Annotated in this window: 17 protein-coding genes; 7 read left to right on the top strand and 10 right to left on the bottom strand. The window is 67.7% G+C overall.

Annotated features, from left to right (window positions below):
• Positions 1 to 349: 349 nt before the first annotated feature.
• The gene (locus tag K0O64_RS29910; protein WP_225933461.1) at positions 350 to 601 is read left to right on the top strand and encodes a hypothetical protein; all 252 of its coding nucleotides are present in this window, start codon (positions 350 to 352) and stop codon (positions 599 to 601) included.
• Here the strand turns inward: K0O64_RS29910 and K0O64_RS15580 are convergent.
• The 3 genes from K0O64_RS15580 to K0O64_RS15570 are packed head-to-tail and all read right to left on the bottom strand — an operon-like array spanning position 563 to position 1,879.
• A complete protein-coding gene (locus K0O64_RS15580; RefSeq protein ID WP_096311517.1) occupies positions 563 to 1,375 on the bottom strand; it encodes an ANTAR domain-containing protein in 813 nt (270 codons plus the stop codon). The genes K0O64_RS29910 and K0O64_RS15580 overlap by 39 nt on opposite strands.
• Before the next feature lie 10 nt (positions 1,376 to 1,385).
• The gene (locus tag K0O64_RS15575) at positions 1,386 to 1,697 is read right to left on the bottom strand and encodes an STAS domain-containing protein (RefSeq protein WP_071944471.1); all 312 of its coding nucleotides are present in this window, start codon (positions 1,695 to 1,697) and stop codon (positions 1,386 to 1,388) included.
• Positions 1,697 to 1,879 carry a hypothetical protein gene (locus K0O64_RS15570; protein ID WP_217353529.1) on the bottom strand — a complete coding sequence of 61 codons (183 nt, stop codon included), beginning with the start codon at positions 1,877 to 1,879 and terminating at the stop codon, positions 1,697 to 1,699. Before K0O64_RS15570 ends, K0O64_RS15575 begins: the two co-directional genes overlap by 1 nt.
• 214 nt (positions 1,880 to 2,093) lie before the next feature.
• Between K0O64_RS15570 and K0O64_RS15565 the strand changes: the two genes are divergently transcribed.
• The gene (locus K0O64_RS15565; protein ID WP_071944472.1) at positions 2,094 to 2,537 is read left to right on the top strand and encodes a hypothetical protein; all 444 of its coding nucleotides are present in this window, start codon (positions 2,094 to 2,096) and stop codon (positions 2,535 to 2,537) included.
• Positions 2,538 to 2,588: 51 nt separating this feature from the next.
• Here the strand turns inward: K0O64_RS15565 and K0O64_RS15560 are convergent, their stop codons facing one another.
• Both K0O64_RS15560 and K0O64_RS15555 read right to left on the bottom strand, forming a co-directional pair.
• Entirely contained in the window at positions 2,589 to 3,713 is a 1,125-nt protein-coding gene (locus K0O64_RS15560) for a nitronate monooxygenase (RefSeq protein ID WP_071944474.1), read from the bottom strand.
• 108 nt (positions 3,714 to 3,821) lie between these two features.
• Positions 3,822 to 4,271 carry a hypothetical protein gene (locus K0O64_RS15555; RefSeq protein ID WP_096311516.1) on the bottom strand — a complete coding sequence of 150 codons (450 nt, stop codon included), beginning with the start codon at positions 4,269 to 4,271 and terminating at the stop codon, positions 3,822 to 3,824.
• A 75-nt stretch (positions 4,272 to 4,346) separates the two neighbouring features.
• On the opposite strand from K0O64_RS15555, the gene K0O64_RS15550 reads away from it, so the two are divergent.
• Positions 4,347 to 4,643 (top strand): hypothetical protein, encoded by a 297-nt coding sequence (locus K0O64_RS15550; protein ID WP_164520079.1) that lies wholly within the window; start codon positions 4,347 to 4,349, stop codon positions 4,641 to 4,643.
• Here the strand turns inward: K0O64_RS15550 and K0O64_RS15545 are convergent.
• The gene (locus K0O64_RS15545; RefSeq protein WP_096311515.1) at positions 4,640 to 4,981 is read right to left on the bottom strand and encodes an aminopeptidase; all 342 of its coding nucleotides are present in this window, start codon (positions 4,979 to 4,981) and stop codon (positions 4,640 to 4,642) included. The two genes, K0O64_RS15550 and K0O64_RS15545, sit on opposite strands and share 4 nt — an antisense overlap.
• 150 nt (positions 4,982 to 5,131) lie before the next feature.
• A complete protein-coding gene (locus K0O64_RS15540; RefSeq protein ID WP_071944482.1) occupies positions 5,132 to 6,205 on the bottom strand; it encodes an NAD(P)H-dependent amine dehydrogenase family protein in 1,074 nt (357 codons plus the stop codon).
• Positions 6,206 to 6,312: 107 nt separating this feature from the next.
• On the opposite strand from K0O64_RS15540, the gene K0O64_RS15535 reads away from it, so the two are divergent.
• The gene (locus K0O64_RS15535) at positions 6,313 to 7,056 is read left to right on the top strand and encodes a glucose 1-dehydrogenase (protein ID WP_071944484.1); all 744 of its coding nucleotides are present in this window, start codon (positions 6,313 to 6,315) and stop codon (positions 7,054 to 7,056) included.
• On the opposite strand, the gene K0O64_RS15530 is transcribed toward K0O64_RS15535, so the two are convergent.
• Positions 7,053 to 7,877 carry an HAD family hydrolase gene (locus K0O64_RS15530; protein WP_071944486.1) on the bottom strand — a complete coding sequence of 275 codons (825 nt, stop codon included), beginning with the start codon at positions 7,875 to 7,877 and terminating at the stop codon, positions 7,053 to 7,055. The genes K0O64_RS15535 and K0O64_RS15530 overlap by 4 nt on opposite strands.
• Positions 7,878 to 7,933: 56 nt before the next feature.
• On the opposite strand from K0O64_RS15530, the gene K0O64_RS15525 reads away from it, so the two are divergent.
• Complete coding sequence (locus tag K0O64_RS15525) at positions 7,934 to 8,359, top strand: TIGR03618 family F420-dependent PPOX class oxidoreductase (protein WP_220045604.1); 426 nt, start codon at positions 7,934 to 7,936, stop codon at positions 8,357 to 8,359.
• On the opposite strand, the gene K0O64_RS15520 is transcribed toward K0O64_RS15525, so the two are convergent.
• On the bottom strand, positions 8,356 to 9,249 hold the full coding sequence (locus K0O64_RS15520) for a DMT family transporter (protein ID WP_071944488.1): 894 nt from the start codon (positions 9,247 to 9,249) through the stop codon (positions 8,356 to 8,358). The two genes, K0O64_RS15525 and K0O64_RS15520, sit on opposite strands and share 4 nt — an antisense overlap.
• A 95-nt stretch (positions 9,250 to 9,344) precedes the next feature.
• Positions 9,345 to 12,101 (bottom strand): glycoside hydrolase family 2 protein, encoded by a 2,757-nt coding sequence (locus K0O64_RS15515; protein ID WP_225933460.1) that lies wholly within the window; start codon positions 12,099 to 12,101, stop codon positions 9,345 to 9,347.
• Between the two features lie 202 nt (positions 12,102 to 12,303).
• On the opposite strand from K0O64_RS15515, the gene K0O64_RS15510 reads away from it, so the two are divergent.
• Positions 12,304 to 12,969 (top strand): GNAT family N-acetyltransferase, encoded by a 666-nt coding sequence (locus K0O64_RS15510; RefSeq protein ID WP_071944490.1) that lies wholly within the window; start codon positions 12,304 to 12,306, stop codon positions 12,967 to 12,969.
• A 13-nt stretch (positions 12,970 to 12,982) separates the two neighbouring features.
• On the top strand, positions 12,983 to 13,447 hold the full coding sequence (locus K0O64_RS15505; protein WP_071949809.1) for a hypothetical protein: 465 nt from the start codon (positions 12,983 to 12,985) through the stop codon (positions 13,445 to 13,447).
• The last annotated feature ends 15 nt before the right edge of the window (positions 13,448 to 13,462 follow it).

Below are 13,462 nucleotides of genomic sequence, written 5' to 3'. Positions count from 1 at the left end.
TCGGGACCGGCTCCGGTGTGCGCCTGGTCATCGGACACTGGACGCGGTCACCGTTCGGTGCGTTCACCGACGTCATGGTCCAGACCGCGGCCGACGAGCGGGTCCTGCTGGCGCCCAGCGCCGAGGTCGCGGAGTTCGTCGCCGACACCTATCACTTCGACCGCATCGACGTCGGCCCAGTAGCCGCCGTGATGTCCGGCGCCCGGCTCGACGTGACCGCCGGCGAGCTAACCGTCGCCGTCGGCGTCGGCGGACCCGCGCCGCTGGACCGGCTGTTGCGCCTGGTCCCCGGCGGCTGGCCGTCGCGCCGTGGTGGCTCAGCGCGATCGACCCCATCGCCTCGCGGATCGTGCCGGGCGTCCATACCGCGGGTAGCGCGGGGCAGGGGCGGCGCGAGTTCTACGGCGTCCGGCGTTCCCGCCGCATCGTCTCGGTCAGCGGCGCCTTCGGCGGGCGCGACCTCGCCGGGGTGGCCCCATTGCTGCCCGCGGTGGGCTTTGGGTTCTCGTCGGCGCCGCCGGACCCGCAGATCGTCGCCGTCACCACGACCATCGACGAGGGGTCAGCCGGCCGGTTCAGCCGGCGTCGACTCATGGGTTAGCACCGCCCACAACAAGCCTGCGGCCTGCCGCGCCTGATCGTTCGGCACGATGGGCGAGCCCGCCGCGGGCTGTTCGGCCGGTGCACCACTGATGTGTTCCACCAGCGCCACCGCCAGCGAGCGCAGCTTGACGTTGGATTCGTGGCTGGCGCGGCGCAACGTCGCCCACGCGGTGTCGGCGTCGCACATCAGCCGTCCCATGATCGCGCCCTTGGCCTGCTCGATGGCGCCGCGTGACTGCAAAACGGCCAGCATGTCGGCGGTCGCGGTCGCGTCCTCGGCGCCCGCCGACACCATCGCCGCCGAGACCAGCTGCTCGTAGCCGATGAGGGTGGTCACCGTCGTCGCCGTCGACGGCCGGTGCAGCGCGCAGGACAACACGACCGTGCTGTCGGCCTTCCACACGCCGGGCACGGCAACCGCGCCGAGCACCTGCCGCCATGCCGCGCTGTGTTCGGGCACCCGGCTCTCCATGGCCTGAAGACTCAGCTCCGGCCAGCGTTCGTCGGCCCACAAATCCAGGCTCAACACCGGCATCTGATGGACGAATGCGTCGATGACCGGACCACCGAGGCCGGCCAACTGGGCTTCGACGATCTCGCCGCCGTAACCGCGCGCGGCCAGCACCGTCGCCTCTTCCTCGTCGAGGCGCCGGTCATGCACGGTGATCGCCAACCCGATGGCGTCGGGGAGGTCGAGATGGACACGTTCGAGGATCCGGTCGAACAGCTCGTTCTGGGAATCCTCGCGCGGATGGAACTCGGGGACGGGCATGGTGTGCGACTCACTCCTCGGTGATGACGGTGGCCACCCGGTCCAAACCGGAGATGCCGAGCAGGGCCTTGATCGGCCCCTCGGCCGCCACGATCATCGTGAGTTCGGTGGTGGCTGCGACGGCGAACAGGGCTCGCACGGCCGCGCTGTCGCAATAGCTGACCTCGGACAGGTCGACGGTCAGCGGGGTGGATCCGGTGGCAGCCTTGGCCAAGACGTCCTGGAACTGGCCGACGTTGGCAAGATCGATCTCGCCGGCGGCAGCCACCCGCGGTGACTCCACATCGGACCCCACCGTGACCCGGAACTGGGCCTCTGCCATCAGCGCAACTCCTCGAGCATCTCGGTGGCGGTCCCGACGCACAAACGGTAACGACAGTTACTGAGCGATTGTTGCGGATGGTTCCAACCGGACTCGATATTAGGCCGCAACACCGTGCCGAATCCGATTTCAGCAACCGATGCCCGGCCGCCCGCTACACCCACCAGTTCTCCCGTCGTCATCTCCGCCCCCGACGACGTAATCGCCGCGCAGCTTAGCAAGCGTGGATGCGTCCTGAGATGTCAGCTAACGCAAAATTTCCCTACCGTCACATCCGAGACCGACTGGGGCGCCTTTCGTCAGTTCACCGCAGACACATCCGCAACAGCAGTTAGGCTCAGGCCGAGGGCGCCGGGGGCAAGGGGCCCTTCGGGTAGAGACCTAGAGGGTGGATAGATGCTCCGCGAATTCGTCATCGCAGCAGCCGTTGCCGGCACGGCGCTGGCTGTGGCACCAGGTGCCGCAGCCGATGAACCCCACGGCCCGTTCCCGGGCGATCCGCCCGGCATGAGCTACGAGGCCTACCTGAGCGCACCGTGCTATCAGTGGGACCGGTTCGCGTTCGGCCGCGGCCCCGGCGGCGAGCCCTTGCTCTGCCGCTGGATTCCCGGCCAGTCGCCGATCGGCATGGACCGCCCGCCCGAGGGCGTGGGCTTCTGGGTGCTGTCACCCAAGATCTACGGAGTGCAGGCCGTCGGCTCGCCGTGCCCCGGCTCGCAGGCCGCGGCGCAGTCGCCCGACGGACTGCCCATGCTGTGCCTGGGTGCGCAGGGCTGGCAGCCGGGCTCGATGCATTCCGGCGACTGGGGCAACGGCAACGATTTCTACCCGGCCAGCTGACAACGACAGTGCCGCCAGGACATTCATCCTGGCGGCACTGTCGTCTAGGTCCTAGACCGTCGCGTTGAGTTCTTCGAGCCGTCCGGTGGACTCGAGGTATTCCTGCACCCAGCGCTCGATGACCGCCGAGGTCTTTTCGACCTTGGCGAACTGGCCGACCACCTGACCGACCGGGTTGAACGCCACATCAACCGTCTCGTTGGGGTACTTGCTGGTCGCGGCAACCGCCATGCCGGAAACCATGTACTGCAACGGCATTCCCAACGGCTCGGGGTTGCCCTCGGTCTGCCACGCTTCGGTCCAGTCGTTCTTCAGCATCCGGCACGGCTTGCCGGTGAACGAACGGCTGCGCACCGTGTCGCGGCTGCTGGCCTTGATGTAGGCGGCCTGCTGGACGGGGGTGTTCTCGGCTTCCTCGACCATCAGCCACTGCGAACCCGACCAGGCGCCCTGGCAGCCGAGCGCCAGCGCGGCCGCGATCTGCTGGCCGCTGCCGATGCCACCGGCGGCCAACACCGGCCGTGGCGCGACGGCCTTGACGACCTGCGGCCACAGCACGATCGAGCCGACCTCACCGCAGTGCCCGCCGCCCTCGCCGCCCTGGGCGATGATGATGTCGACGTCAGCCTCGGCGTGCTTGAGGGCCTGCGCGGGGGAGCCACACAGCGCGGCGACCTTGCGACCGGCGTCGTGGATGTGCTTGATCATGTCGGCGGGCGGGGTGCCCAGCGCGTTGGCGATCAACGTGCATTTCGGGTGGGTGAGGGCGATCTCGACCTGGGGCGTGGCGGTCGCCTCGGTCCAGCCGAGCAGCTGCAGCGCATTGGAGTCGGCGTCCTCGACCGGCACACCGTGGTCGGCGAGCAACTTCTTCGCGAAGTCGAGGTGCTGCTGCGGAACCATCGACTGCAGCATCTTGGTGAGTTCCTCGGGGGACATGTTGGCGTCCATGCCCTCGTACTTGTTGGGGATCACGATGTCGACACCGTAGGAGTGATCGCCGATGTTCTCGTCGATCCACTTCAGCTCGATCTCGAGCTGCTCGGGGGTGAAGCCCACCGCGCCGAGCACGCCGAAACCGCCGGCCTTGCTGACGGCGACGACGACGTCACGACAGTGGGTGAACGCGAAGATGGGGAACTCGATACCGAGCTCATCGCAGAGGGCAGTGTGCATGGACCGGCTCCTTCAAGCGGGGGCATAACCAGATTGGAACGTGTTCTAGTTTAGTACGTCGCCGATGCGGCAGTACCAGGTATCCACCATCAGCCGCCGGACGAATGCCTATCTGCCCAGCCAAGCCAGCCAGAGCACCAGAAATGCCAGCATGCTTACCGCGCAGACGAGGTGGTCGCGGTAGATCGCGCGGGCCAGCCGGGCCTGTTCGGCGACCGTATCGGTGCGCCGGCCCAGCCGCACCGCATTGGGCACGGTGCGCGTGAGCGCCAGCGTCACCGGCCCACTCGCCAGCAGCGCCGACACGGCGATCAGCCACCCCGGACTGTCTCCGACGAACGCTTCGACGGCCAGCACGCCCAGCAACACGACCATCACCGCCGCGATCAGACGGCCCATCGGCTGCGACGTGGTCGTCGCCCGGCGGTAGTAACCGCCGATCGAGGGCAAGGCCGACTGCTGGTCGCCCCGGATCTGGGTGTCGAAGATCAGATCCATCCACAACACCGCGAGCAGGAAGCCGCTGCATGCGGTCAACAGGCCGGTGAGCAAACCCATCGCACCTCCGCCCGTCAGGAGTACCGTTTGATTGTCTGCTCATCGCCGGGCACGGATCAACGACGGGGGTCCGCCATGGTCGTTTCGGGGCGTCGGACCCGACGCCTGTCAGCCGGAATCGCTGCTGCCGCACTGACTGCGGCGCTCACGCCCGCCGGCATCGCATCGGCGGCCCCCGCTTCGGAGTGCACCAATGGCGTCGTCCCGCTCAACCCGTACGTGGTGAACTGCAACCTGCCACCCCGCAGCGGTCAGGTCATCGGCGCCGCGCCGGATGCGGGGGCGATCATCGCGTGCCGGCACAGCCCGATCTGCCTGTCGTACTACGTGAATTACCCAGGCATGCTGATAGTTCCGGGCTATCGACCCTAGGTTTTGACGCCGCTGCGGCCGCCAACCACCAGCGACCCGCCGGCCACCAGCACGCCGATCACCGTCAGCGGAATCGACCAGGCCCGCCGGGAGGACACCGCCGACTGGCACTGGGCCACGAAGTCAGGGTGCTGGACGATCTGATTGAGGATTGGCACATTGGCGATGACGTTCTTGTCGTTGGCAGCGCGGGCCGCCGACAGGTCTTCGGAAACCGCGTTGCCGCAGCCAATGCTGCCGCCGTTGCCGTCCGACGTGGACACCGGGACCAGTAGCGCGATCACTCCCGCGACCAGCAGCACCGCACCCACCAGAAGGATCAAGCGACGCGTCGCCATAGCCCTGCCTCCTTACGCGTCCGTCGAATCGGTGCGGTAAGTACCCCGGCGGGCATTCGGTCAAACGCGTGCGGCGCTCGGCCGCCGAACGTCACTCAGGCGCCACGTTGGGCGCTCGCCGTCACTCTGGTGTGACGTTCGGGGCGGGCGTCAGGGTTTGGTGAACAGTTCCACCTCGGAGACCAGCGGCAGGTTCAGCGTGGTGCGAATGCCCGGCGGGGCTGCGATCACCGCGGGGATGGCGTTGACGATGCGGCCGGCGGCGCCGGCGATCGCGGCCTGGTTGTGGTCGCCTCTACTGCTGCTGGGGACGATGTCCACCGCGTACGAAGGCTCACCGGTGATTTCAATGCGGTACGAGCCGCCGCCGGCTGCGGGCTGTGGCAAATCCGGACGCAGATCGGGGCGCAACCGGGTGATGTGCTCGATGACGATCGCGGGGTGGCCGTTGACCATTCCGCGGATCTCGAACTGCAGGACGGCCAGGGTGCCCTTGGCGACATGACCGACCGCGATGTCGAAATCCTCTGGCGCGGGTTCGCGTTGGTACGACTCGGTGATCTCGTCGACCTCGATGCCCAGGCCGGCGGCCAGCTGCCGGATCGCCGTGCCCCAGGCGATGCTGAGTACTCCGGGCTGCAGCAGCATCGGGATCTCGTCCATGGAGCGGGCAAAACCCATGTAGTGCATGACTTCTGCGCCGTCGTAGGACGCGTAGTCGTGGATCTCCATGCATCGCACCTGCTCGATGCGCTGACAGGTGCTGGCCAGCGCGAGCGGGATCAGATCGTTGACGAAGCCCGGGTCGACACCGCTGATGAACAAGCTCGAATTACCTTGTCGGGCCGCGTCTTCCACTCTCTGGATGTACTTGTCTGGCATCACGCCCCAGGGGTACTGCAGCAGCCCGGGCGATGATCCGACGACGTTGATCCCTGCCGCCAGGATCTTGCGGACGTCTTCCATAGCCTCGGGCATGCGGGTGTCGCCCATCGCGCAGTACACGGCGCACTCGGGCTCGGTCGCCAGCACCGCGTCGAGGTCTTTGGTGGCCAGGATGCCGGTCTTGACGTCCAGGCCGGCCAGTTCACCCGCGTCCTTGCCCACCTTCTCGTCGGCCGACACGCACAACCCGGTCAGCTCGAAGCCCGGGTTCTCGATCAGCTCGCATAGGGCTATCCGTCCGACGTTTCCGGTGCCGATGTGGGCAACGCGGATGGCCATAAGTTCTCCTCATGCTGGGGTCTGCAGTCGGTTCAGTATGCGCATTCGACGCCGAAACTGGAACAGGTTCTACCTCGCGGCGAGAGCTACCGGTAGCCTGTCGGCTCATGGGACGCGTAGACGACAAAGTAGCCATCATCACTGGTGGCGCACAGGGGATGGGCGCCGCTGACGCGCGGATGCTGGTCGCCGAGGGCGCCAAGGTCGTGATCGGGGACATCCTCGACGACAAGGGCAAGGAACTCGCCGACGAGCTCGGCGACGCCGCGCGCTACGTGCACCTCGACGTCAGCGACGCCGACCAGTGGGCCGCGGCCGTCGACACCGCCGTCACCGAGTTCGGCAAGGTCAACGTGCTGGTGAACAACGCGGGCATCGTCCAGGTCGCGCCGCTGAAGTCGCTCGACGTCGAACGGTGGAAGAAGGTCCTCGACGTCAACCTGACCGGCGCGCTGCTGGGCATCAAGGCGGTGCTGGAGCCGATGAAGGCCGCCGGCGGTGGGTCCATCATCAACGTCTCGTCCATCGAGGGCATGCGCGGCGCCTCGTGGGTGCACAGCTATGTGGCGTCCAAGTGGGGTCTGCGCGGCCTGACGAAATCAGCTGCGCTGGAACTGGCGTCGGACAACATCCGGGTCAACTCGGTGCACCCGGGCTTCATCCGCACGCCGATGACCAAGCACCTGCCCGAGGACATGGTCAGCGCTCCGCTGGGCCGTCCCGGTCAGCCCGAGGAAGTGGCCACCTTCATCGTGTTCCTGGCCAGCGACGAGTCGTCATTCTCCACGGGATCGGAGTACGTCGTCGACGGCGGCCTGATCACCGACGTGCCGCACCGCGCGATGCCTTAACCTCTGCGGCGGGTGCGCAGCGCCAGCGAACCGAACGCCGCGCCCAGGGCCGCGCGCCCCAGCGCGGGGAAGTGTCCGATCGCATTGGCCGCGCTGCTGCGACGGCCGGGGATCGACAACCGCAGCACCGGCCAGTCGTTCGCCGCGGCCTTCGCCGCCAGGCCCGGGCGCGGATTGACCGGGCGCGGATGGCCGACCAGCGTCATCAGGGCGGCGTCTTCGTCGCCGTCGGCGTAGAAATAGCTGCGCGCCAGGTCGATTCCGTTGGCCTCCGAAAACCGTTGCACCGCAGCAGCTTTCTGGCGTCCCCACACGATCGGCTTGGTGATGGTTCCGGTGAGCCTGCCGTTGCCGTCGAGTTCGAAGGTGTTGCAGACGACGTCGGAGATCCCCAGCGCGCGCGCCACCGGCTCGGCGTGGATGGTCAGCGCCGACGAGCTCAACACCACCGTGTGCCCGCGATCGCGGTGCGCGCCGACGATTTCGCGCATCAGCGGATACACTCGCTCGGCGATCTGTTCGGCGTACAGCCGCTCGCCGATCTCGTCGAGATCGGCCAGTGATTCGCCGCGCAGATAACCCGCGGCGCGGATCAGCAGCCGCTCGAACTGCATGCGACCCAACTTGTAGCGCAGCGACGCCTCGATCACGCCGAGCACCTCGCCGAGCCTGGCCTGTCCCCGTCGCACTCGATCACTGGCATGCGCGGTGGCGGTGAACCCGGCCACCAAGGTGCCGTCCAGGTCGAAGAACGCACCGACCGCCGCACCCGGCGGGCTCCCGGCGATCTGCGTGAGCGGATCCGATGACAGCGTCACCACACCATCATGCCGATCTTGTCGGGAATGCCCGGCCTCGTGTGGTGTTGCACACGCACATGAGGCTCAACGATGCGGCACGCGATCTGATCGGCGCCGCCGCCGACGCGACACTGGTCACCCTCAATCCCGACGGCAGCCCGCAGGTGTCGTTGGTGTGGGTGGCGCTGGAATCGGGTGAGGACGGCGACGAACTCGTGGTCGCCAGCCTCGCCGACCGCAAGAAGGTCCGCAACGTGCGTCGTGACGGCCGCGTCGCGCTGACGATCGTGTCGAGCGAGCCGGGCAGTGTGAGGCGCCCGTACCTGACGGTGACCGGGACCGCGCGCGTCGTCGAGTGCGGCGCACCCGAACTGCTGCGGCAGCTCGCCGCGACGATGGTCACCGACGACACCGTGGTGTTCCCGCCCGAGGATGCGCCGCCGGGATACCTCACCCGGATCCGGATCGACGCGGTCGGCGGCATCGGACCCTGGGCGGACTAGCCTTCGCGGGTCTGCGCGGCGGCTTCCAACTCCTCTTCCCAGGCGCCCTCGTCGCGCCCGAGCGCGATCGTTGCCGCGGCCATCGCCCCGACCGCGACGGCCAGGACGACGGCTACCGGCTTGGTCACCGCGAGGTGTTCACCGAGCACCACTTCACCGAACAGCACCGCGATCACCGGCTCGAGCACCAGCATCGCCGGGACCGAGGCGCGCAGCGACCCGGCGTGAAAAGCCGACTGCTGCAGCAGGGTTGCGATGACGCCGACGGCCAGCACGACGTACAGCACCGGTGAGGTGAACAACCGCAGCATGCTGCCCTCGCGCACGACGTGCATGACGAGTTTGGTCAGCACCGCCACCACGCCGAACAGGACTCCAACGCCGACCGCCAGCAGGATCGCCCGCCGCCAGTCCGACAGCCGCAGCGCCACCAGCAGACAACCGGCCACGAACAGCAGGCTGGCGCCGGCCACCACCACGGCCGGCAGGGTCGCGCCGTCGTAGTCGCCGGGCTTCGTGCGAGCCAGCGACACGAACACCGCCAGCGCGAGGGTGAGCACCACGGCCCACATCCACTCGACACGCGACACCCGCCGGTGCGCCAGCCGCGCACTCAGCGGCAGCGCGAACAGCAACGCGGACACCATGAGTGGGGCGACCAGCAGCAGCGAGCCGTACGCCAGCGCGACCGCCTGGAACGCATACCCGGTCACCGCGGACGCGGTGCCCGCCCACCACAGCCGACGGCGCAACAGCGTCGACACCATCGTGGTGCTGACACCCTGATCGCGGGGCACATCCATGGTGGCCCGCTGTCGGACCACGATGCCGATGGCCGCGAACACCGCACCGGCAAGGGCGGCTGCCACGACGAGCGCGTGTTGCAGCAATCTCCGTCCCTTCCAAGGTGTTCCTGCGGTGGCGTCACCACCGAATCTAGGGCACGCATGCATCGGGCGACGTCAGCGACGTCGCACGGCGTGCGTCAGCGAACCTGCACGACCACCGGTGTGCTGTTGTACCCGGTGACCCTGACCCAGGCCGGGGCGGGTCCGGAGTCGGGCACCCGGCCCGTGATCTGGACCGTCTCGCCGGGGAACACGGTCACATAGTTGTCGTCGTACTCGATCGGCAGGATCTCGTCGGCGAGCGGGCCGGTCAGTAGTTCGGCCCGCTCGAAGAAGGCGATCCGCGGCGTCGGGTTGTGCAGGCTGATCGTCACGTCGCGGCCGGCGTGGTCACCGCCGGTGGCAGTGACGTCCAGCGGCACCTTCGGCATGGTGTTCAGCGCGGTCATGTCCGCCCAGCTGACCTGATTGGAGTTGAACGCCGCGTCGTTGGCCGGTGGGCCGACGTCGTCGGCCTGCCGGGACTGCCAGTACACGTTGTCGGCCACGACAGCGCCGGTCGAGTCGAGCAGTTCGCAGCGGACGAAGAACACCGGAGAGTCGGGCGGGCCCGGCGGCAGCGTCATCGCCTGCACCGCGCCGCCCGGGTCGACGGCGATGTCGTCGGCAGCCCGGTCGTCGCGCAGCGCGCCGTTGAGGCCGTAGACACGGACCCGCACGCGCAGGTTCTCCCGGGTGTCCGGTGACTGGTTGACGACGAACACCCTGGCCTGGCGGTGGTTGCCGGTCGCGTACGAGTCGAACACCACCGACAGCGGCTGCAGGCCCTTCTTGGCGCCGTAATACGCGCCGCCGGGACGCAGGTAGTAGTCGAAGATGTTGCCGAAGAACGACGGCCAGTGGCTGTTGAGCATCCAGTAGATCGTCATCTTGTGGCCGTCCCAGCCGTTGGCCGCGAACGACTCGAACTGCGCGCGCGTGGCCTCGTAGTGCGCCAGCTGCGCCTTGTCGGCGAACATCCGCGCGTTGGTGGACGGGCCGTAGCGACGGTCGATCACCCGCTGGACATTGGCCAGCCGCGAGTTCTGCGGATCCGAACCGGCGTGGAAGAACCAGGTGTCGTTGATCGGCCACAGCTTGTCCGGCGGGATGAACTTCTGCAGGCTCGCAAACGGCGGGATGTGTTCGTTGTCGCCCTGTTCGGCCGAGGATCCACGCGCCGCGCCGTACTGCCCGGCGAACCAGTACGACGGTGGACGCCAGGTGTAGGGGCCGGCCATCTGGATGCCGTCCCACACCTGCTGGCCGTCGGCGTCCCGGTTCAGCGACGACACCGTGTCGACGGTGGCGTTCTGCCAGTGCAGGTCGGACAGGATCTGGTGGTACTCGGTCAGCACTTCCTCCGGCGGGCGGCCGTCACTGCCGTTGGCCCAGACGAACACCGACGGATGCGAGCGCAGCATCTCGATCTGCGAGCGCATGCTGTCCTGCGAGACCCGGCGATCCTCGTCGTCCCACTGCTGCCATTTCTCCCACTGGTTGCAGCACATCCAGCCGTACATCAGCGGGATGCCGAGTTCGTCGGCCTGCTCGACGAAGCGCTGCGAGGAGATCTTGGACTCCAGCCTCAGCATGTTCAGCCCGAGGTCTTTGACGTAGCTCAGGATCGCGGCGTCGCGCTCGGGGTCGTACTTGTAGAGCAGGTCCGGCGTGTACGTGGCGCCGCGGACCAGGAAGTTCTTGCCGTTGACCTGGAGGTAGAAGTTGCCACCGGTCCCCAGTTCGGCGAACGAGTCGTCGGAGTCGCGGCCCTGCGTGATCGTGCGGATACCGAACTTCTGCGTCGCCACCTCGGTGGCCTGGCCGTTCTGGACGAACTCCAGCTTGAGGTCATAGAGGTCGGGGCGGCCCATCGTGTAGGGCCACCACAGGTCCGGATGACTGACGACCAGTGCCGGGAAGCGGTCGGGACTCAGCGTCACCTCGCGCTTCTCGCCGGGCATCAGCGTGACCGCGTCGTCGACGTAGATGGGCGCCTTGCCGTCACAGGTGATCGTGGCACGCAACACCCCGCGCACCTTCTCGGTCGAATAATTGTGCAGCGGTGCGTAGACCGTGAGGCGGGCGCTGTCGGTGTCGGGCAGTGGCAGCTCGGTGTTGACCGTGGCGTCGCCGATCGAGACGCGTCCGGATGTCTTGAGGTACACGGGCTTCCAGATGCCGGCGTTGCGGTCCGGCACGAAGGAGTTGCCGTTGGCCGGGTTCTTGTCCGGGCCCTGATAACCCAGGTAGCGCCAGTTGATCCAGTCGTACCAGCTGTCGGCGAGTTCGACGCCGTTGACGTCCTGGATGGCGCGTTCGGGGGTCACCTTGACGGCGAGGGTGTTGGCCTTACCCGGCTGAATCCAGCGGGTGACGTCGAGTTCGTGACTGTTGTACATGCCGACGACCTGCCTGTTGTCGGCGACGCGACGGCCGTTGAGCCACACCTCGGCGCGGTAGTTGATGCCGGGGAAGTCCAGCACGTAGGTCGGGTAGTCGGCCGGCGCCGTGAACGTCGTGCGATACCACCAGTCCTGCTCGTAGAGGTCCTGCGGCACGTTCTGCAGAAGGTTCTTGCCGTAGTAGAGGTTCGGGTAGACACCGTCGTCCTGCAGGGTCTCCAGGACGGTGGCCGGCATCCGGCGCACCGGGTGCCACGCCGCGGCGTCGTAGCCGTTCGTCGAGATTGTCGCGCCATTCGCCGGCAGGCCCTGGGCGGAGGTGAGGCGCCAGCCGTCGGACAGTTCGATGTCCTGGGCGGGATGAGGTTGAGGACCGCCGAACACCCGCAGATCGCCGGCACACAGCAGGAGGAGTAGCACGACGGTCAGCGTCCCGAAGGTCTTCGCCACCGTCCCAAACTCCTCATGTCGAATCCGCGACAGGTCACCCCCGCGCAACCGGTCATCCGCCGCGCGTTCATCTTGGCAGAGCGCTGCGGCAAACGCCGTATCTGTTCTTGTGCAACGCCGCACACCTGAGCCCCACTCCACGTTAGTCGCGGAGTTGCGCGCAGCGGCGCCGAAGTCGGGCCGCCGGATCTACGCTGGGGCCATGACCGACCAAGACCGCGCTGCCACCCGCCGCGAGATTGCCGATGCACTACTCAACGCCCTCGAGCGTCGCCACGAGGTGCTCGACGCGATCGTCGCATCCGATAACCGGGACTCGGCGATCACCAACGTCGCCGCGCTGCTCGGGACGTCACGCCGGGGCACCGAAGCCGTCCTGGGCCTGTCGTTCGATCAGGTGACACGCGATTCCCGCGACCGCATCACCGCCGAACTCCGCGACCTCAACAGCCAGCTGTCCTTCACCCTGGGGGAGCGGCCGGCCAGCATCGACGAAAGCCTGCAACTGCGCCCGTTCTCCGACTCCTCCGATCGCGACATCTTCGCCACCCGCACCCAGGAGGTCGGCGCGGCCGGCGACGGTTCGGGCGCGCCCGCCGGAAACCTCGACGACGAAATCCGTTCGGCGCGTGACCGATTGAGCGCCGAGGAAGCGGCCTGGTTCGTCGCTCTTGACGGCGAGGACAAGGTCGGCCTGGTGTTCGGCGAGTTGGTCGGCGGTGAGGTCAACGTGCGGATCTGGATACATCCCGACCACCGAAAGAAGGGGTACGGCACCGCCGCACTGCGCAAGTCCCGTACGGAGATGGCGGCGGCCTTCCCGGCGGTGCCGCTGGTCGTGCGTGCTCCGGGCGCGGCGCCCCGCTGAGCCGTCGACCGACATGAACATCGCGGTGCAGATCGTCCTGCTGGTGGTCGGCATCGCTGTGGTGCTGGGACTGGTGGCCGGCGTGATCGTGCTGATCTATCGCGGCAAGTACCGCTCCGCGGCCGCGCAACTGGAGAGCGAACTGGCGGTCGAGACCATCGTCCGGCCGTTCGAGAAGGGCAACTACCGGGGCGCCACCGCGCCGGGCTACCCGTCGGTGAAGAACAACGGCCGCATCGCGCTGACCCGGCGGCGACTGGTGTTCCTCACCCTGACCGGTACGACGATCAGCGTTCCGCTGGACGCCATCACCGGACTGCGGCTGGCGAAGGTGTTCAAGGGCAGCGTCGCCGGCGGTTGGACGCATCTGGTGGTGCGCACCGCCGGCGGGGAGATCGGCTTCTACGTCACCGACACCGCGACCTGGCTGCAGGCGCTCGGTGAGGCCACCGGGCTGACGCCCGATCCGGTGGGCTGAGTCAGTAATCTCGCT

The sequence above is a fragment of the Mycolicibacterium pallens genome (assembly GCF_019456675.1).
Classification (GTDB): Bacteria; Actinomycetota; Actinomycetes; order Mycobacteriales; family Mycobacteriaceae; genus Mycobacterium; species Mycobacterium crocinum.
This window is presented reverse-complemented; position numbering and strand designations above follow the sequence as displayed.